The 20,180-nt window shown below is 45.9% G+C and carries 12 protein-coding genes and 1 pseudogene; 8 read left to right on the top strand and 5 right to left on the bottom strand.

Features of this window, described 5'->3' with window-relative positions; all coding sequences use genetic code 11:
• The first annotated feature begins 75 nt into the window (after positions 1 to 75).
• From AC3D28_RS08210 to AC3D28_RS08175, 8 genes are all read left to right on the top strand, one after another.
• A complete protein-coding gene (locus AC3D28_RS08210) occupies positions 76 to 2,394 on the top strand; it encodes a patatin-like phospholipase family protein (protein WP_488534495.1) in 2,319 nt (772 codons plus the stop codon).
• A 269-nt stretch (positions 2,395 to 2,663) separates the two neighbouring features.
• Entirely contained in the window at positions 2,664 to 5,261 is a 2,598-nt protein-coding gene (gene acnB, locus AC3D28_RS08205) for a bifunctional aconitate hydratase 2/2-methylisocitrate dehydratase (protein WP_488534494.1), read from the top strand.
• A 99-nt stretch (positions 5,262 to 5,360) separates the two neighbouring features.
• Positions 5,361 to 5,729 (top strand): YacL family protein, encoded by a 369-nt coding sequence (locus AC3D28_RS08200; RefSeq protein ID WP_488534493.1) that lies wholly within the window; start codon positions 5,361 to 5,363, stop codon positions 5,727 to 5,729.
• 189 nt (positions 5,730 to 5,918) lie between these two features.
• Positions 5,919 to 6,257, top strand: a complete 339-nt coding sequence (locus AC3D28_RS08195; RefSeq protein ID WP_025507068.1) for a P-II family nitrogen regulator — start codon at positions 5,919 to 5,921, stop codon at positions 6,255 to 6,257.
• Positions 6,258 to 6,284: 27 nt separating this feature from the next.
• A complete protein-coding gene (locus AC3D28_RS08190; protein ID WP_488534492.1) occupies positions 6,285 to 7,514 on the top strand; it encodes an ammonium transporter in 1,230 nt (409 codons plus the stop codon).
• 139 nt (positions 7,515 to 7,653) lie between these two features.
• The gene (locus tag AC3D28_RS08185; protein WP_488534491.1) at positions 7,654 to 8,667 is read left to right on the top strand and encodes a Fe(3+) ABC transporter substrate-binding protein; all 1,014 of its coding nucleotides are present in this window, start codon (positions 7,654 to 7,656) and stop codon (positions 8,665 to 8,667) included.
• A 99-nt stretch (positions 8,668 to 8,766) separates the two neighbouring features.
• Positions 8,767 to 10,392 carry an ABC transporter permease gene (locus AC3D28_RS08180; protein WP_488534490.1) on the top strand — a complete coding sequence of 542 codons (1,626 nt, stop codon included), beginning with the start codon at positions 8,767 to 8,769 and terminating at the stop codon, positions 10,390 to 10,392.
• Positions 10,392 to 11,423: an ABC transporter ATP-binding protein gene (locus AC3D28_RS08175; RefSeq protein ID WP_488534489.1), complete on the top strand. Its 1,032-nt coding sequence runs from the start codon at positions 10,392 to 10,394 to the stop codon at positions 11,421 to 11,423. The genes AC3D28_RS08180 and AC3D28_RS08175 overlap by 1 nt, the downstream gene beginning before the upstream one ends.
• Before the next feature lie 131 nt (positions 11,424 to 11,554).
• Here AC3D28_RS08175 and AC3D28_RS08170 read toward each other — a convergent pair whose 3' ends face one another.
• The 5 genes and pseudogenes from AC3D28_RS08170 to AC3D28_RS08150 form a co-directional block, all read right to left on the bottom strand.
• Positions 11,555 to 12,967, bottom strand: coding sequence for a phosphoglucomutase/phosphomannomutase family protein (locus AC3D28_RS08170; RefSeq protein ID WP_488534488.1), 1,413 nt, complete (start codon positions 12,965 to 12,967; stop codon positions 11,555 to 11,557).
• Between the two features lie 123 nt (positions 12,968 to 13,090).
• The gene (locus tag AC3D28_RS08165; protein WP_488534487.1) at positions 13,091 to 15,499 is read right to left on the bottom strand and encodes a glycoside hydrolase family 94 protein; all 2,409 of its coding nucleotides are present in this window, start codon (positions 15,497 to 15,499) and stop codon (positions 13,091 to 13,093) included.
• 84 nt (positions 15,500 to 15,583) lie between these two features.
• Entirely contained in the window at positions 15,584 to 17,500 is a 1,917-nt protein-coding gene (locus tag AC3D28_RS08160) for a beta-N-acetylhexosaminidase (RefSeq protein ID WP_488534486.1), read from the bottom strand.
• Positions 17,501 to 17,508: 8 nt separating this feature from the next.
• Positions 17,509 to 18,400, bottom strand: a pseudogene (locus tag AC3D28_RS08155) (glucosamine kinase nucleotide-binding domain-containing protein).
• Positions 18,401 to 18,402: 2 nt separating this feature from the next.
• Positions 18,403 to 20,142, bottom strand: a complete 1,740-nt coding sequence (locus AC3D28_RS08150; RefSeq protein WP_488534485.1) for a glycoside hydrolase family 9 protein — start codon at positions 20,140 to 20,142, stop codon at positions 18,403 to 18,405.
• Positions 20,143 to 20,180 lie beyond the last annotated feature (38 nt).

Below are 20,180 nucleotides of genomic sequence, written 5' to 3'. Positions count from 1 at the left end.
GGGGCGGCTAGTAGTGCAATATTACTAACATCATTAGAGTTCATATATTTAGGTATTCAGTAAAGGAAGAAGTGAATGTTCAAAAAGTCGTTATCAAGCTCATTAACTCGCTATTTCGCGCTCTGGATGAGTTTCTTTTTGAGCATGAATCCTTCCTGTGTTCTGGCGACAAGTCATGATTCTGGGTCGCGTCCTAAAGTGGCGGTCGTTCTTGCTGGTGGTGGAGCAAAAGGGGCCGCGCACATCGGGGTTTTAAAAGCACTGGAAGAGATGCAGATTCCAGTGGACATCGTCACAGGTACAAGCATGGGCGCTTACGTTGGTGGGTTGTACGCCACAGGCATGAGTGCTGATGAGATTGAAAGTTTTATCTACACCGTTGACTGGAACAGTGGCTATCGAGATCGTGTCGATCGTAGTCAGCGTCGTGTTCGTGACAAAGAATATGAAGACCGTTATCAAATCACCACCGACCTAGGCGTAAGGTTTAGCGAAATTCGTGCGCCTACGGGCGTGGTGCAAGGTCAAAATATGCTACGTGTGTTACGAGAAACCACGGGTAACTTAGGCCGTTTTGATTCATTTGATGAACTAGCTATTCCTTATCGCTCTGTTGCTACCGATATTCTCGCTTTAGAAGAAGTGGTTCTCGGTAACGGCTATTTAGTGGATGCCATGATGGCGAGCATGTCGGTTCCTGGCGCTCTTCCTCCTTATAAACTCAACGGTCATATGCTTGTTGATGGTGGTGTGGTCAATAACATGCCCGTAGATGTGGCTCGTGCGATGGGGGCGGATGTGGTTATCGCAGTTGATATCAGCACTGACTACAAAACCGAAGACGAATTTACCGGCCTGTTTACCGTCGCCGATCAGCTTTCCAACTACCTTGTACGTCGTAGTACTCAGCAGCAGGTAGAAGCACTTGAGCCGCAAGATGTTTACATTCGACCTAATGTCGGCAGCATGGAAACCGTGGAGTTTGATAAAATGCCTTGGGCTTTTCAGTCCGGTTACGATATTACCAAGCAGCTTAAGTCGAAACTGAATGGGTTGAGTTTATCGAGCGCTGAATATCAAAAGTACATCGACCATAAACAAGCGGTGCGTAAAACGCTTGTGTATGGCGATAACCGCGTGGTTGATGACATCATGATTGTCAACAATACCCACTACAGTGATCTACTGCTTACTAACCGTCTTCAATTGGAAACCGGGCGCCGTATTCCGACTGCAGAAATTGAAAAAGCGGTGGAAAATCTCTATGCGCTTGATCGATTTGAATTGATTACCTACCACTTTGAGGAGGTCGATGGTGCAACGTTGCTGGTGTTTAAAGTCAATGAAAAGTCTTGGGGGCCAAACTATCTCAACTTTCGATTTTTTCTTGAAGATGACTTTGATAACGACAGCCAATACGGCATCGGCTTGTCTACCAACTTTACGAACTTGAACTCTCATGGCGCTGAGCTTACGCTGAATGTAGAAATGGGGACGGATAAATTAATTGGGGCCGAACTCTATTCCCCGGTGCTGTCTAGCCAAGAGCTTTTTGTTTCCGGTCGAGTCGCTTATAGCAACGAAGGTCGAAACCTGCCACTCAACGATCTTCAAAATACAGATTTGAATTCAGTCAATGACTTCTTTCCCGTCTCTTACAGTGACTTTACTGTCGAGCTTGCGGTGGGGCTTCAGCCGACATTATGGCAGGAGCTTCGATTGGGAGGGCGTTACTCAACGGGCGACATTGAACTCTCGACATTAGCTTCAGCGGGGACGTTGGATTTTGATCGACGCGGTCTTTTTGCCAGTTATCGATTAGATACACTTGATGACTTTGCTTTCCCAACTCGTGGTCTATTGGTTGATTTGGAGTACCTTGTCTCTCATGACAAAAGCCCGACGGGTGATAGTGTGATAGATGCGAGAGGAAACGAAGAAGATACTGTGTATGAGATCTCGGCGCGATTTAAAGGCGCGGTGAGTCATCAGCGTCATACTTTAGTCGGACAGGCAGAGTACAGTTTTGTGGAAAGTAAAAACTCATCGCTTCCCTTAGACCCAAGAGAGTTGGGCGGCTTTCTGAACTTATCTGGTATTCCGAGAAACAGTTTGATTGGGCAAAACCTATTTTATAGCAGTTTAGTCTATCGCTATAAATGGTTCGACAATGATTTTGGGTTATTTGAAGCACCTGTGTATTTAGGTGCGTCACTCGAACATGGTGGTGTGTGGTCGGATAATGACCTAAAGGTAAATGAAGCGCCGTTGTACAATGCGGGAGCCGTTTTCTTTGGGGTCGATTCACCAATCGGGCCCATTATGTTGGCGTATGGGCGTACTGAGCAGAATATGGATGCCGTGTATTTGATCGTCGGTACCTCGTTTAATTAACCGGGCAGAAGAAAGCAAAAACCTTGGTATTTTGGGGCAAAATAAGCAGGACTTTAGTCGTAAGTTGCTATGTTGGTCAAAATGATAATATTTTAATTTAAGGTTAAATTTGCTATTCTCTTGCCCACAGTTTGGCCTCTACGGCGCTGTTTCTCAATCATAATTGAATGAAAACAAGGGCAATGGGGAGCCAAGTTTCCAAGGATGTTCACTCCTTTACTTTAACAATAGTAATAATAAAGGAGGAACCGCAATGAGAGGAAAAAGTCGTGCTTGAAGCCTACCGTAAACACGTCGAAGAGCGTGCTGCCGAAGGAGTTGTTCCTAAACCGCTAGACGCAGAGCAAGTTGCTGGACTTGTAGAACTTCTGAAAAATCCCCCGCAAGGTGAAGAAAAGTTCATTCTTGACCTACTTGAAAACCGAATCCCACCAGGTGTAGATGAAGCGGCTTACGTAAAAGCAGGCTTTCTAACTGCAGTAGCAAAAGATGAAGTCACTTCACCACTTGTGAGCCGTGCAAAGGCTGCTGAGCTGCTGGGTACCATGCAAGGTGGTTATAATATCGCACCGTTAGTTGAATTACTTGATGATGAAGCACTGGCCGAAATTGCAGTGAAAGCTCTGTCTCATACGCTACTGATGTTTGATGCTTTTTACGACGTAGAAGAGAAAGCGAAAGCGGGTAATGCGCCCGCACAGAAAGTGCTTCAATCATGGGCAGATGCAGAGTGGTTCCTATCTAAACCCAAGCTTGAAGAAAAAGTGACGTTAACCGTATTTAAAGTAACAGGTGAAACGAACACGGATGACCTTTCACCTGCGCCAGATGCTTGGTCTCGCCCAGATATTCCAGTCCACGCTCTAGCGATGCTGAAAAATGAACGTGAAGGAATCAACCCTGATCAACCGGGCAATATTGGTCCGATCAAGCAAATTGAAACGCTAAAAGAAAAAGGTCATCAACTGGTTTATGTTGGCGACGTTGTCGGTACTGGTTCTTCTCGTAAATCTGCAACCAACTCCGTGCTTTGGTTTATGGGGGATGATATCCCGAATGTACCAAATAAGCGTGCTGGCGGTTACGTACTTGGCGGTAAGATCGCCCCAATCTTCTTTAACACAATGGAAGATGCCGGTGCCCTGCCGATTGAAGTGGACGTGACTAAGCTCAATATGGGGGATGTTATCGACGTATACCCATACCAAGGCAAAGTGTGTGACCATGAGTCTGGTGAAGTACTGGCTGAGTTTTCGCTAAAAACCGAAGTGCTGCTGGATGAAGTTCGTGCTGGAGGCCGTATTCCACTTATTATCGGTCGCGGTTTGACTGACAAAGCACGCCAATCGCTGGGTCTTGAGCCTTTTGATGTATTTCGTAAGCCTGGTGAAATTGCAGACTCTGGCAAAGGTTATACTCTGGCACAGAAAATGGTTGGTAAAGCTTGTGGCGTTGATGGTATTCGTCCAGGCACCTACTGTGAGCCTAAAATGACCACGGTTGGCTCTCAGGATACAACGGGTCCAATGACGCGCGATGAACTGAAAGATTTGGCGTGTCTCGGTTTCTCAGCTGACCTTGTCATGCAGTCGTTCTGTCACACATCGGCGTACCCAAAACCGGTTGATGTTAACACGCATCATACGCTTCCTGACTTTATTATGAACCGTGGCGGTGTATCACTTCGCCCTGGTGACGGTATCATTCACTCATGGTTAAACCGCATGTTACTGCCTGATACGGTAGGGACGGGCGGTGACTCGCATACTCGCTTCCCACTCGGTATTTCATTCCCTGCGGGGTCGGGTTTGGTCGCTTTTGCCGCCGCTACGGGGGTGATGCCTCTAGACATGCCTGAATCAATTTTGGTTCGCTTTAAAGGTAAGATGCAAGAGGGGATTACGCTACGAGACCTTGTGCATGCCATCCCTTACTATGCGATTCAACAAGGTCTGCTGACTGTAGAAAAAGCAGGTAAGATCAACGAGTTCTCTGGCCGTATCCTTGAGATTGAAGGCTTGGAAACCTTGACGGTTGAGCAAGCGTTTGAGCTCTCTGATGCTTCCGCCGAGCGTTCTGCGGCAGGTTGTACGGTTAAATTGTCTCAAGAGTCGATCGAAGAGTACCTAAACTCAAACATTGTCATGCTGAAGTGGATGATCTCGGAAGGCTACGGTAACCGCCGTACTATTGAGCGTCGTATCACCGCAATGGAAGAGTGGTTGGCGAAACCTGAGCTAATGGTGGCAGATAAAGACGCTGAATACGCACACGTTATTGAGATCGATATGGCTGAAATCAACGAGCCAGTACTGTGTGCACCAAATGACCCAGATGACGCCCGTTTGTTGTCTGAAGTGCAAGGTACTGCGATTGATGAAGTCTTCATTGGTTCTTGTATGACTAACATTGGCCACTTCAGAGCGGCAGGTAAGCTGCTAGATAAGTTCAACGGACAGCTTGCAACTCGTCTGTGGGTAGCGCCGCCAACGAAGATGGATAAAGATCAGCTGATAGAAGAAGGCTATTACGGCATCTTTGGCCGAGCAGGGGTGCGTATTGAAACGCCTGGATGTTCGTTATGTATGGGTAACCAAGCACGCGTTGCTGATAAGTCAACGGTCATGTCGACGTCTACACGTAACTTCCCGAACCGTCTAGGTACTGGTGCGAATGTTTACCTATCGTCTGCGGAACTAGCAGCCGTAGGGGCAATTCTTGGTAAGATTCCAACCAAACAAGAATACCTAGAATACGCGAAACAAATCGATGCTACGGCCACCGATACTTACCGCTACTTGAACTTCCATAAAATGGATCAATACACCAAGAAAGCGGATGAAGTGATCTTCCAAGAGCCTGCATAAGTTTAAATGCACAAGTAAAAAGCACCTCCAACGAGGTGCTTTTTTTATGGGCGCAATTCGCTATACTCCGCACCAAATTGATACGAAAAGGCAATCTCGATGGAATTTGAATTCATCCGTAACACGTTGATGGGCGAGTACTACGTAAAATGCAGCATGGGGCATGAGATTGTTGGGCGCTGGCTACAAGAAGAAATTGGCAAAGATCCGGTGAAAATTGCGCGGGTTGAAAAGCTAATTGAGCAGTCATTGTCAGCGCCTTCTCAAGAGCATAGTTTAACTGGAACAGAAATTAGCTTGATGATTCAGGGCGATGAAGTCCTGGTGCAAGAAAATGCATTGGCCTATGACCATGATGTCGAGATGGAAAGTGAATTCGATTTCTACAATGCAGAAAGTACAGCAAGCTGTGGAATAGAGGACTTCATGATTCTTATCGAGCGATGGAAAGACTTTTTGAATATTTAGTGCACAGTTTTGGGTAACTTTCCTGCTGTTGCTTTAAATTTGTGAAAAGGGCGCACCGACATGGTGCGCCCTTTTTGTTTGTAGATATGTAAATTGACGTTAGTTTTTATTATTCAATAACTTAAAAACTTGGCACGTTGCTTGGATTAAGTAGAAGTGTTTCAGGATGAAAGCTTCGGAGAGAATTAAATGAAAATAATCAATGCCATTATTAAGCCGTTTAAGTTAGACGATGTTCGTGAAGCATTGGCTGATGTAGGTATCGAAGGAATGACGGTATCAGAAGTCAAAGGTTTTGGTCGTCAAAAAGGACACACAGAGTTATATCGCGGAGCGGAGTACCAAGTTGATTTCCTACCAAAAGTAAAAATAGAAATCGCAACTCACGCCGATAACGTCGAGCGGGTGGTAGAAGCCATCACAAAAGCGGCGCAAACAGGAAAAATTGGTGACGGTAAAATTTTCGTATACGACTTAAACCAAGCGGTGCGTATCCGAACGGGTGAAATGGACGCAGAAGCACTGTAAGTATTCAAGGGATTTGGAGAAACTATTATGGAATTAACAACAACTGTAACCGAGCTACGTTACGCACTCGACACCTTTTTCTTTCTGATTTCCGGGGCGTTAGTGATGTGGATGGCCGCCGGTTTTGCCATGCTTGAAGCGGGGCTGGTGCGCTCAAAAAACACAACAGAAATTCTTACGAAGAACATCTGTTTGTACGCCATCGCATGTACGATGTTTTTACTCGTTGGTTACAACATCATGTATGTCGATAATGGTGAAGGAGGTTGGTTACCTTCATTTGGTGCGTTGATTGGGACGCAGGGAGAAGGCGCGGATCACTCACTTGAATCGGACTTCTTCTTCCAAGTGGTATTCGTCGCAACCGCAATGTCAGTGGTTTCAGGCGCTGTTGCTGAACGTATGAAACTTTGGTCGTTTTTGGTCTTCTCGGTCATTTTGACTGCGTTTATTTATCCAATGGAAGGTTATTGGACATGGGGTGGCGGTTTTTTAGCAGAAGCAGGGTTTAGTGATTTTGCTGGCTCAGGTATTGTGCATATGGCAGGCGCTTCAGCTGCGTTAGCGGGGGTGCTACTGCTTGGCGCACGTAAAGGCAAGTACGGCAAAAATGGGGAAATCTACCCGATTCCTGGCTCTAACATGCCGTTAGCAACGCTGGGTACGTTCATTCTTTGGTTTGGTTGGTTCGGCTTCAATGGGGGCTCTCAATTGATGGTTTCGGACTTTGAAAACGCGACAGCGGTGGGGCAAATTTTCCTAAATACCAACGCAGCGGCGGCGGCAGGTTCGATTGCAGCGTTATTCGTATGTAAGACGATGTGGGGCAAGGCGGACTTAACGATGGTTCTGAACGGTGCATTAGCGGGGTTGGTTGCAATTACAGCGGATCCGCTATCACCATCACCGATGTATGCAGTTGCCATTGGTGCGGTATCTGGTGCAGTGGTTGTATTTAGTATCATCGGTCTAGATAAACTTAAAATTGATGATCCAGTGGGGGCGATTTCAGTGCACGGTGTCTGTGGTTTCTTTGGTCTAATGGTGGTGCCACTAAGTAATGGTGATGCTACGTTTGGTGCGCAGTTGCTTGGTGCGGTCGTTATCTTTGCTTGGGTATTCGGTGCGAGCTTAGCGGTTTGGGCGATTTTGAAAGCGACGGTTGGTATCCGCGTAACCGAAGACGAAGAGATGGAGGGAATGGATATGCACGACTGTGGTGTGGATGCTTACCCAGAATTTGTCACGGTAAAATAATAAATAAATAGTGACAAAGTCCTAAAAAACCTGCTTCGATGAGCGGGTTTTTTTATTATTTATTGTTGTCTTCTTATTGAACATGCATATAATAACACAACTGATAAACATTATCATTAGCATGAGATGGGATTGAACAATGAAAAAACTGCTAACTCTTTCAGCATTAGCTTGCGCAACCTTGTCACCAGTAGCAATGGCTGCTGAAGAAGTGAACGTCTACTCTTACCGACAACCTTTCTTAGTTGAACCAATGTTCAATGAGTTCACTAAAGAAACTGGCATTAAAGTAAACGTAAAATTTGCTAAAAAAGGCTTAGCAGAAAAGCTGGCTCAAGAAGGTGAGTACAGCCCTGCTGACATTATTCTGACGACGGATGTCAGCCGTCTAGCTGAACTAACGAATAAAGGTTTGGTTCAGGAAGTAGATAGCAAAATCATTGAAGAAAACGTCCCAGCTCAATATCAAGATAAAGGCAACGAGTGGTTTGCTCTGACCCTGCGTTCTCGTAGCGTGTACTCTTCACGTGACCGTGTAGGCAAACTGGGTGCAGACTTCAACTATGCTGACCTAGCGAAACCTGAATTCAAAGGAAAAATCTGTACTCGCAGCGGTAAACACCCGTACAACGTTTCTCTAGTTTCTGCCATGATCGCTCATAATGGTGAAGCGGAAACAAAAGAGTGGCTAGAAGGTGTTAAAGCCAATCTAGCTCGTAAGCCACAAGGTAACGATCGCGCGCAAGTGAAAGCGATTAAAGAAGGCTTATGTGATGTTTCTCTAGGTAACAGTTACTATCTCGGTAAAATGGTTAATGACAAAGAGCAAAAAGCGTGGGCTGACGCGGTTTACATTAACTTCCCTAACCAAGAGACAACAGGTACTCACGTGAATATTTCTGGTATGGCGATGGCGAAGTACTCGCCAAACAAAGAAAATGCTGTACAGCTAATGGAATTCCTAACAGGCAATAAAGCGCAGCAAATGTATGCCGAAGTGAACTACGAGTACCCGGTGAAAGAAGGCGTTAAGCGTTCTGAGCTTGTCGAGTCTTGGGGAGATTTCAAAGCGGATACGATTTCTCTCGATGAGATCGCTGCGCATCATGAAGTGGCAATTAAGCTACTAGACGAAGTCAAATTTGACCTTTAATTCCTTATGGGGGTATAACTGTACTCCCATTTAATTAAAGGGTATGAGATGTATTTGCAACTGCATTTGTATTTCATATAGCCTTGCAGTAATTAGGCAATGAAAGATAAACACTCTTTATGGAAAACCAGTAGCGGGGTAATCACCCTATTACTGGTTTTGCCGATCTTAGCGATTTTCTACACCGCTATTGGTGAAACGGATGACTTGTTTGCACACTTGATGGCAACGGTCATGCCGACCTATATATTTAACACGGTTGCGCTGACTCTCGGCGTGATGGTGCTTTCTTTAATTCTTGGTATCCCAAGCGCTTGGGTGATGGCGATGTGCAAGATCCCGACCGAAAAGTGGTTACAATGGGCTCTGGTATTGCCACTCGCGATGCCGGGTTACATCATCGGATACATTTTTACCGACTGGTTTGATTTTGCTGGGCCTATCCAGATCTTTTTACGTGATATCACGGGGTGGGGACCAGGAGAGTATTGGTTCCCAGATATTCGTACGCTGCCAGGTGCGACGTTCGTTCTGTCGTTGGTGTTATACCCTTACGTATATTTGCTGTGCCGTGCTGCGTTTATGGAACAAAATGTCTCTTTGTTGCAAAGTGCGCGTTTGCTTAAGTGCTCGCCATGGGAGAGCTTTTGGCGAATTTCGATGCCGCTAGTTCGTCCTTCTATTGCGGTGGGGTTGTCACTGGTTGCAATGGAAACGATCGGTGATTTCGGCACGGTAAGTTACTTTGCCCTGAACACGTTAACGACAGCGGTTTACGATACGTGGCTTGGTTATTCGAATCTCAATGCAGCGGCAAAAATTTCTGCGATGATGCTAGTGATTGTGGTGCTTTTATTGAGTGCAGAGCGTTACAGCCGTCGCAAACAGAAACTTTTTCAAAGCCAGTTTAATAGTCATGCAGATTTTCGTTATGAGCTGACGGGGTGGAAAAAGTGGGCGGCTCTGATTTGGTGTTGGGGGTTGGTTGCCGTTGCGTTTATTTTGCCGTTACTGCAGCTGATCGATTACGCCATTACTTATTTTTCCCAGAGTTGGACGCCTGAGTTTCGTGCATACGCTTGGAACAGTTTAGTGGTGTCTGTCATTGCGGCTATTATTGGTGTTGCTGTGGCGCTTATTGTTAATTTTACTCATCGAGTCAATGGCAAACGAGGAAGCTTGGCGTTTATGCGTCTTTCGTCTATGGGTTATGCTGTGCCTGGTACCGTGCTTGCGATTGGTGTGATGGTTGCAGTATTGTTTATGGATCATCGAGTCAACGACTTTGCTAAAGCAATGGAGTGGGGACGACCTGGGCTGATTTTCTCTGGTTCGATGTTTGCTCTTATTTTCGCCATGGTGGTTCGTTTTTCTGCGGTCGCGATCGGTAGTATCGAAAGTAATTTAAACAAGATATCACCGTCTTTGGATATGGCGTCGCGCACGATGGGGTGTACGCCGAATGTGATGCTGTGGCGAGTCCACTTTCCATTGGTAAAACGAGGGGCCCTGATAGCGGCATTATTGGTGTTTATTGAGTCGATGAAAGAACTCAATGCCGCGTTGTTATTGCGTCCATTTAACTTTGAAACCCTGGCAACTTATGTATATAACTTTGCCTCGGATGAGCATTTAGAATTAGCCGCCTTGCCTGCGGTATTGTTGGTTCTTGTTGGGTTGATCCCGCTTGTTGTTGTTAACCGTTCACTGGAGCAAAATCACTGATGAGCTGCGCACTATCGATTAAAAACCTGACTTGCCAATATGATGATCAAACCGTGTTAGAGTCATTGTCGCTTGATGTAGAGCAAGGTCAAATTGTATGTCTATTAGGCGCTAGTGGTTGCGGGAAAACAACGTTGTTGAAAGCGGTTGCGGGTTTGTTGCCGTTAACTTCAGGACAAATGAGCTTAAATTGTCTTACGATCGATGATAGTGAAAATTGGTTGCCGCCAGAAGAGCGTAATATTGGCATGATTTTTCAAGATTACGCGTTATTTCCTCACCTCACCGTCAACCAAAATATCGCTTTTGGTTTAAAGCATTATTCGACAAAAGATAAACAGGCTAAAGTTCAAGAAATGCTCGAATTAGTGCATTTACAAGGCTTTGGTGAGCGTTATCCGCATCAATTATCTGGTGGACAACAACAACGTGTCGCGATTGCTCGCTCGTTAGCCTATAGCCCCGATTTACTATTGCTTGATGAACCGTTTTCTAATATCGACACACAAGTGCGCCATGAGTTGATTGCTGAGATCCGTAAGATTTTTAAAGCGCAAGGGGTAACGGCCATTTTTGTTACGCACAGCCGTGAAGAAGCGTTTGCTTTTGCTGATAAAATGGCAGTGATGAATAACGGTGTCATAGAGCAGTATGGGACAGCGTCAGAGCTGTACTATCAGCCATCGAGTAAGTTTGTGGCCGACTTTTTAGGCGGCGGTAGTTACCTTGCGGCAACGCGTATATCAGATTGTAAATATGAGACTCATCTTGGTGTTGTTGAGGCTACGGCACAGCAAGAGATTCCTGTTCAATCAGCGTGCTCTTTGCTATTGAGACCACAGCATGTGCAAATTCAATCAGATGAAGAGAGTTCGGTCATTGTGCTTGAGCAGCATTTTATGGGCGATCATTGTCGTTATGTCATTGACGCGAATGGTGATCGCTTATTAGCAACGGCATCGCAGGCATTGAATATTGGTGAGTCTGTCGCTGTAAAAATTGAAACCCAAGGCGTTCTGGCGTTCGCATAATCTGCTCACACGGTATTTTCAGATTAAAATAAAAAAGCCCGGCAGTCATGCCGGGCAAGTGTTCCTCTCCCTTAGCGACAACGTTGGAAACCAAGTTGCAGCCAATGTGCACGAAGCGGGCACAAGGGCAGTTACAGAGACAAGAAGTCCTTAAACTGTTGAAGAACACGTTCTGCAGTGTCCTTATCTTGCATTTCTGCAAAAATACGTAGTAAAGGTTCAGTGCCTGAAAAACGAGCGATGATCCAGCCGCCATTCTTAAAGTACACTTTTGCGCCGTCGTCGTAGCTAACTTTATCAATCTCAAATTCGAATTCAGGCAAGTGCTTGTCGACATAAATCTTATTAAACAGCCTTTCCTTTTGCATCGGTTTGAATTTGCAATCGCCCTCTGCCATGTAGGCATAACCATATCTATCGTAGATTTCATCGAGCAACTCAGACAGTTTTTTACCCGAAACAGAAATCATTTCGACCAATAGACTTGAAGCGAAGACGCCATCTTTACCTTTGATATGACCACGGATAGTTAAGCCGCCAGAGCTTTCTCCACCGATCAGTGAGTCATCGGCTTCCATTTGAGAGCTAATGTGTTTAAAGCCTACAGGAACTTCAAAGCATTTCTCTCCGTGATCTTCGGCCACTTTATCAAGCAGGTGAGTGGTGGCGATGTTACGAACGACAGAGCCTTTCCAGCCTTTGTATTCTAATAGGTAGTAGTACAGAAGAAGCAGGACTTCATTGGGATGAATAAAGTTACCTTTTTCATCAATGATCCCTAAGCGGTCTGCATCACCATCGGTACCAATACCGATATCGTAGCCTTGCTCCTTAACGAGGTGCATGAGGCGATAAAGTGTTGCAGCGCTTGGTGATGGCATCAAGCCGCCAAAGTCGGGGTTTTTACCATCATTGATCACGTCAACATCACAACGGCCATTGATCAGTACCGTTTGGAGCGCGTTTTTCGCTACACCAAACATTGGGTCTACTAGGACGCGTAGATTGGCTTTTTTTATCGCCTCAATATCAATAAAGTTAATGATCGAGTCCACGAACTCGTTCATTGGGTTAATGATTTGGATCAGTTTGTCTTCAACTGCTTGGCCAAAGTCGACGCTCTTTACATCTTGTAGCGTCAGTATGGCAATTTGCGATTCAATTTTTTGTGTGATGATTTCATCGGCATCGCGGCCTCCCTCAATAAAGACTTTGATCCCGTTATAATCGGCTGGGTTATGTGATGCCGTGATGCAAGCAGAGTAAGCACAGCCCATTTCTTTTGCTTTGAACATCACGATAGGTGTAGGAACAAACTTATCAATAAAGCTGACAACAATGCCGTTTGCAGCCAGAACTTCAGCAAACCAACTTCCTGCTTTGTCTGAAAGGAAGCGACGGTCATAGCCAATCACAAAGCCGAGGTCGGCTACTGACTCTGTATTAATAATATTAGCGACTGCTTGAGCAACTAAACGTACATTATCTTTGGTGAATTCTTCACCAATAAATGCACGCCAGCCGCCGGTACCAAATTTGATCATAATTCGAACCTCAATAAGGGCGATATGTCATCACACCTTATTTTTACTAGCGAACTGATGCACTTATTAGGTCAGCAATAAGTGCATCGAATAAATCACAGGGGAGCTCTCCCCCAAAGACGATTAACCTAAAGTCACGATAACTTCGTTTACCGATCCTTCTGTTTGAATCGGTACAGAAGAACCATGGATGGTTTCACCGTTAACCGTGATTGACTTCACCCCTTTACTGACGGACTCAGGGTTAACCACTTTGATGTTGTAAGTGGCACTTAACCATTGGCGAGTCACTTCAAACCCTGACCAGTTGGTTGGGATGCATGGATCGATAGTTAGACCATCGAAGCCCGTACGCACACCTAAAATGAAGTTAGTTACCGCGAAGTATGCCCAGCCAGATGTGCCCGTTAGCCATGGGTGGTTTGCGCGACCATGATCTTGGTGGTCACGACCCATAACGAATTGAACGTAGGAATACGGTTCTGCAATACGTTTCTCGATGATGTCGTTTTGGCGGTATGGGTTGAGTGCGTCATAGAACTTCATTGCGCGATCACCACGACCGAGCTTCGCTTCTGCGACCCATGCCCATGGGTTTGGGTGTGAGAAGATCGCACCGTTCTCTTTCACGCCTTGGTAGACGCGAGTTACAAAGCCAATGTCATCGTTTGGGGTGGCAAATGAGGGCGAGTTTAGGTGCAGGCCATATTCAGAAAACAGGTTTTTGTCGACTGCATCCATTGCTTTTTCACCACGTTCCTGAGAAACCGCACCGGATAGAACCGCGAGAGTGTTTGACTCAAGATGTACTCGGCCTTCTTTCTGTTGTGCCGTACCGATCTTGTCACCATTCTTCGTTAGGCCACGGATGTACCAACCGCCTTCATCATCCCAAAGGTGTGCTTCACACGCCTCACGAACGTTCGCAGCCATTTCGGTGTATTTCTCAACATCGGCTTCTTTACCTAAATATTTCGCTAGGTCAATGAACTCTTGTAGTGCCCAGAAATGCAAAAATGACACCATCGAAGACTCACCACCACCGAGGTTCAGGCAGTCGTTCCAGTCCGCGCGCAGCCCTTTACAGATACCCGTTTGACCGACGTATTCCGCAGAGAAATCTAGCGCTGCTTTCATGTGGTCATATACGCTCGCCTCGCCGCCATCGGCGTAAGGAATGACTTCGTCGAAGAAGTTGTGTTCGCCTGTTTCCATCACGTACTTACAGATGGTTGGAACTAGCCATAGGTGGTCATCAGAGCACGTATCTTCGATGCCGTGGATTTTATCTTCGTCAGACGGAGTCGGAACCACAGTTGGTGACTTAGATGGTTTAACATCAGCCTTTTCTGGGTCGAACCAATCAGGGTCGAAGAGGTGTAAACCGTAACCCGCTTTCACCTGACCACGTAAAAGATCCACGATACGTTTGCGTGTCATTGCAGGGTTGGCATGTGGGACTGAAATCGCATCTTGCGCAGTATCACGATAACCAAGGCCCGTACGACCGCCGACTTCAATGAAAGACGCAAAGCGAGACCAAACCACACAGGTTTCCGCTTGGTATAGAGTCCATGTGTTGATCATGGTGTCTAGACCTTCGTTTGGTGATGTCACTTGGAACTTAGCACAGCGCTCATCCCAGTGTGCTTTGATCCCCGCGAATGCGTTATCCACTTCTGCAAGATCTTGGTATTTAGCACGCAGGCGCTCGCCATTGTTTTTACCGATCCCTAGGATGTAAGCGAAGCGAACTTCTTCACCGGGCTGAATAGTGAATTGCTTATGCAGCGAACCACAGTGGTTGTAACAGGTTTGTGCGGTGTTAAAGCACTTACCTTGTTCTACAGCGAGTGGGTTTGCTTCGTCACGATATAGTCCTAAGAAACTATCACGTTGACCGTCGTATGAATCAGGGTCGAACGTTGAAGCTAAGTAGTAGAAGCCTTCAATGTCGTTAGTGTTGTAGTACAAATCGTACTCGATTACGCCTTCATTGTATGACGTTCCCGCAGAGTACAAAGACATCTGGTGGTTTTGATTGTCTGATTGAATGTGGCTGAAGGAAAACTCAACAAATGAGAATGCACTGATAGTACGTGGTTTGTCTGAGGTGTTTTTAATGACCACATCCCAAATTTCCGCGTCTTCGCCCTTTGGTACGAATAACGTTTTGGTTGCCGTGATACCGCGGTATTCACATTTGAATGTTGAGTACGACAAACCATGACGAACTTCATAGTTAGCTTCATCTAGACTTTTCGCGACTGGTTGCCATGAGATAGACCAGTAATCGCCCGTCTCATCATCACGTAAATACACGTAATGCCCTGGGCGATCAAAGGTCGCGTTGGGACGGAATTTAGTAACACGGTTGTATTCTGGAGAGTTGTAGAACGAGTAGCCACCTGCGTTATGCGAGATCACGGTACAAAATTTCTCCGTACCTAGGTAGTTAGTCCAAGGAGCAGGTACATCTGGACGAGTAATGACGTATTCACGATTCTCGTTATCGAAATAGCCGTATTTCATTATGTGTTTCCTTTTTACAAAGCTGCTTGGGCAGCCAAAATTTATAAATTCTTGAAAGCGCGTTATATCTGTATCGACTTTGTGTTATTTCCACGGTTTACGGTAATTCACTCCCTGCAAATCCAGCAGTGGAAGGTGTCCTTTCAAACGTGATAAATAGTCCGTCCAATCACGCTGTTGTTTGTCTGTCCAGCAGGCCTCTGCCATGGCGGTTAAGCGTGGAAAGATCATGTAGTCCATGCGAGATTGGTCGGTGATAATTTCGCACCACAGCGCGGCCTGAATACCCCAAATGCGTTTTCGGATAGGATCGTCGGCTAATACTTCAGCGAGTGGTTCGTAGTTGTAAGCTTTTTCTAGTGGTAACGGGTTAGCCCAATCCACACCAGGTTCTTCAGGCGCGTAGTCTTGCGTCATGTCTAAGTAGGTGGTTTGTGCTGGTTGCAGCACCACATCGAAGCCTTGGCGCGCGCAATTCAAAGCCGCTTCTTCGCTTAGCCATGAATAGATCACGGTATCCTTGCTCACTTTGTCGCCATGTTGAGCTTCTTCCCAGCCCAGCATACGTTTACCTAACTTGCGTAATTTGTTTTCTGCGTGACGCAAGAAGTGTCCCTGTAGCTCTTTGTAGTCGCTGTAACCTTGTTGCTCCATTAGGGCTTGGCAAGCTGGGCTTTTCGACCAAACCCCGTTGGGTACTTCGTCTGCGCCAATATGGACATAAGGAGCAGGGAAGAGGGGCGCGATTTCTTCCAATACTTTGTCGATAAACTCATAACTACCCGCTAGAGCGGGGTTAATCACGTTGTCGTTGTAGTGCTGGATACTGCGATATTCTGTCGTGTCTTCGGCTTCTACCAATAAATGAGGCAGAGATTTGATGGCTGCGCGGCAATGACCCGGAATATCAATCTCGGGTATTACCGTAATCCCGCGCTGAGTGGCAAAAGCGACAACCTCTTTGACCTCTTCTTGAGTGTAAAAACCACCATAACGTTCAGATAGATGGGTATATTGAGGTTGTATCGTTTCATCTGGGCCACGCCACGCACCAATGTCGGTAAGTTGAGGCAATGATTTGATTTCAATACGCCAACCTTCATCATCGGTTAAGTGCCAGTGGAAAGTGTTAAATTTGTAGTGAGCCAACTGGTTGATGAGGCGCTTCACTTGCTCAACTGAGTGAAAATGACGCGCGCAGTCTAGCATCATGCCGCGGTAACGAAAGCGAGGTCTGTCTTTAATTGAACAGCAAACGACTTCCATTGAGTTGGGTTGTTCACCACGCTTAACCAGTTGTAGCAAGGTCGCACAAGCATGAATAAAGCCAGATGATGATCCCGCTTCAATCTTGATCGACTCTGAAACTTTTAGTTTGTATGCCCCTTCGTCTAAGGTTGGGTTACCCTTGAAAAAGATTTGATTATTGTTGGTAGAAGTCGGTTTAAACTGATGAATACGTTGTAATTCATCCAATAACCATTCTTTGGCTGAGTTCGCTAACTCGGAGTAAACAACAACCCCTGTTTTATCGCTAAAACGGAAGCTGTGGTCACTGGTTTCGATATGATTTGGTTTGGGGAGTAGCGGTTGTGCATGAGCGAGACTAGCCGGTATTTCACTACGCTCACGGTATGGTGAGGCTAAGACAATCGGTGTGACATCAACTTGCGCTCGTTTCGGGTTACCGTTGGCGATAAAGTCGACCAATGCTTCATTAAAACCATCTGAGTAGTAACGGAATGGGTAAGATCCGATGCTAAACTCACAGTAAAAATGATGGTTTTCAGCCAAAACCATACCTTCTGGCTTTAGCGTACACAAGCTACCGGCCTGAGACAGTTGGCCGTTCGATACACTGTCTGGAAGAATGTAACGGTCGAAAGCAAAAGTCAGGCTCCAGTCATGAAGGTCCTGATCGCTTAAGTTGTGAAACGTCAGTCCAAAACGGCAGTTGTGCTTTTGTTCTGATAAGACGACAAGATCAACACGATATTCCATAATCACTCCTACTTAATAGCTACCGAGTAAAGGTTATGCTCAGGTTTTCCTGCGAACATAATAGCTCCTTCAATCGCGTCAAACTGTGGTTCTACAATCCATTGCTGAACGGGAGGCGATAGCCAACGTACGATGCGCTCTGCAATGCTGCCCATTAAACAAATACGCGTGGCTCCACGCTTATTTAATGCCACAAGAAACATTTCTATATCTGCTGGCAGTTTGCTTTAACATTGCAATCGCTAATGCATCGCCTTGTTCTGCGTTTTGGAAAATCGCAGGGGAAAACTGACCATAATCGCAAGGTAGTGCTTGTTTGGACCATGCCACCACGTTGTCGATGTCGTTTTCAAAGTGCGTCATCACCTGCTCTGTTAATGGTGTTTTTTCGCGAATGCCATCTTCCGCCAATAAGACTTGCTGAATGAGGCGCAGACCCATGATCGCACCGCCACCTTGGTCTGAGATTGGAAACTCTCGACCGCCGACAACGTGCTGTTTCAATCCTTTTAAGTAAATACCGCAAGAACCGGTTCCGGCTATCATAATTGCACCATCTTGACCATTGTGTGCGCCAATGCATGCACCGTATGCATCAGTATTTAATGTCATGCTGGCAAAACGATGAGGAAGTGACATGAATGCATGCCAAGATGCTTTGTGTTCTGCTCCAGCAAGCGCAAGCCCAACATGCATTGAGGCAAAGTCTTGTTCAGTCAATCCGCCTTGTTTGGCAGCTGAAGCAATACAATCACGAATAGAAGTCATGGCCACTTCTGCGCCGAGCATGATATTGGCGCTACCGCTTTTGGCTTCACCAATAAAATGGCCTTGCGCGTCTTTGATACGAGCACGACAAGAAGTCCCCCCACCATCAATACCGACAAAATACATCCCCATGATTACTGCTCCTTGAATTCTTCAGAGGTCGCTAAAGTTGACACGTGCTGAGCCTGACTCATGACGGCCAGTAAGTACCAAGCACCATGCGGGATCCATTGCTCTCCCCAGCGCCAGTTCTGTAGCATGTCATCTTTTTGTGCTGGTGGATTAAAGGCGATGTCTTCTTCATCTTCGAATCCACCAGTAATACCATTACACACCCCACCTTTGGCGTTGTAGAAACCGTATTGAGGAAGGTAGTCGGAATTGTTGCGGCCATGGCCATCGAGCATGCACATATCATAAGGGTTTAAACCGACAATCCAGTTGATAGCGTTTTGAGCCAGTTGAGACAGCTGTTGTTTTAACGCATCAGACGTTAGATATGGCTGAGCAATGTAAGCCATGGTTGCCAATGAACCTAGACGTGCGTTTTCCCCTTGCCACCAGTAACCGGACTCGTTGTTATGTGCGACAAAGAAGGCATCACGTTTTGCTTCATTTACCCCTTTGACATACTGACGAGGATAACCAAATGGGTTTGTGACTTTATTGGTGATCGCCACTTCGAATGAACACGCTTGAGTGACGACTTGTGTTACTGATTCGACGAAGGAAGAATCATCTTCAATGGCGAGGTATTCACATAAGGCGATCACTGGTAATCCAGCTTCTGCTGCATGGAAGTAAGGTCGACTCCCATCATTGTTCGCTGACCAAAAATGTTGAATGTGTTTATCGCTAGTTTGACGAACCGTTAGACGAGTTGCCCATAAACGACTCTCTTCTAAGTAGCGAGTTTCCTTGGTGGTTTTAAACAGTTCTACACTGGCAAGTAGTGCACAGTATTCATCAATGATATTTTCTTCGCCGTCATTTAAATATTGCGTATTATGTTCTTTTAAATGCCAATAGCCGTTCTCTGCAGCATTGCGGTAGCTTTGTTGATCATATTCACCTTTCACATCAAGTCGTGATGCAGCCGCAAGTGCTGCGATAGCGACGCCGCCACCTTGCCTAAAGCCGGCTTGATAATCATCGAATTTGTGGCCGAGTTGAGTTTCGTAGGCGCAAATTTCACGTTGAGTGGTATCTTTACTCCATTTATCAAAAACGGTCATATAAAAGAAACCTTGCTCGTTTTGCATGCGAACTAGGAAGTCAGCGCCGAAAAGGGCTTCTTCGATAAGACGTGTTCGCGTAAATGCAGCGATTTCTTCACTATTTTCGAGTAAAGAAAGGCCCTTCAACATATTCCAAACCACCATGGGGATTTGTTGAGGATTTAAGTAATTGGCATAGGATAAATGGCTGAGATATTTGCTGACATCTCCAGATGCGTCATACCAGCCGCCATGAGCATCCACGGTTTGGTTAGAGTTTAATAATGGCGCTTGACGGTCTTGTTGATCAAAAATGCCGCCACAACGTTGAGATTTAAAATAGTGGATCACGTCTGACAAGGTACGATCCAGTAGAATATGTTGACGGATCTCAAAATGAGAGGAGCAGACGTGGTCAAAGCGAAGGTAGTAACTGCCTGGAGTGGTAAAAGACGAAAAATCGATCAGATAGAAATAGCCTTGATGCCAGTTTGCCACCCTACCTTGCTCCTCGACTGCTAGTGTCGCAACAACTTGTTGGCTATCAGCGCAGACCAATAAAGCCGTAGTAGAAGTTAAATGTGGCTGGTTAGTCTGGATAATTGCTGTCTTAGGACCCAGACGTTCATAACCAATGTGGTTAGTCAGTAGCAGCATTCAATGTCTCCGGGAAGCTATAAATAGGGGGTCAGGCT

The organism is Vibrio sp. TAP-3B (assembly GCF_057784735.1).
This window is presented reverse-complemented; position numbering and strand designations above follow the sequence as displayed.

Coding starts and splice junctions, on each gene's coding strand:
- AC3D28_RS08210 (WP_488534495.1), top strand. CDS start 76: ATGTTCAAAAAGTCGTTATCAAGCTCATTAACTCGCTATTTCGCGCTC.
- AC3D28_RS08200 (WP_488534493.1), top strand. CDS start 5,361: ATGGAATTTGAATTCATCCGTAACACGTTGATGGGCGAGTACTACGTA.
- AC3D28_RS08195 (WP_025507068.1), top strand. CDS start 5,919: ATGAAAATAATCAATGCCATTATTAAGCCGTTTAAGTTAGACGATGTT.
- AC3D28_RS08190 (WP_488534492.1), top strand. CDS start 6,285: ATGGAATTAACAACAACTGTAACCGAGCTACGTTACGCACTCGACACC.
- AC3D28_RS08185 (WP_488534491.1), top strand. CDS start 7,654: ATGAAAAAACTGCTAACTCTTTCAGCATTAGCTTGCGCAACCTTGTCA.
- AC3D28_RS08180 (WP_488534490.1), top strand. CDS start 8,767: ATGAAAGATAAACACTCTTTATGGAAAACCAGTAGCGGGGTAATCACC.
- AC3D28_RS08175 (WP_488534489.1), top strand. CDS start 10,392: ATGAGCTGCGCACTATCGATTAAAAACCTGACTTGCCAATATGATGAT.
- AC3D28_RS08170 (WP_488534488.1), bottom strand. CDS start 12,967: ATGATCAAATTTGGTACCGGCGGCTGGCGTGCATTTATTGGTGAAGAA.
- AC3D28_RS08165 (WP_488534487.1), bottom strand. CDS start 15,499: ATGAAATACGGCTATTTCGATAACGAGAATCGTGAATACGTCATTACT.
- AC3D28_RS08160 (WP_488534486.1), bottom strand. CDS start 17,500: ATGGAATATCGTGTTGATCTTGTCGTCTTATCAGAACAAAAGCACAAC.
- AC3D28_RS08150 (WP_488534485.1), bottom strand. CDS start 20,142: ATGCTGCTACTGACTAACCACATTGGTTATGAACGTCTGGGTCCTAAG.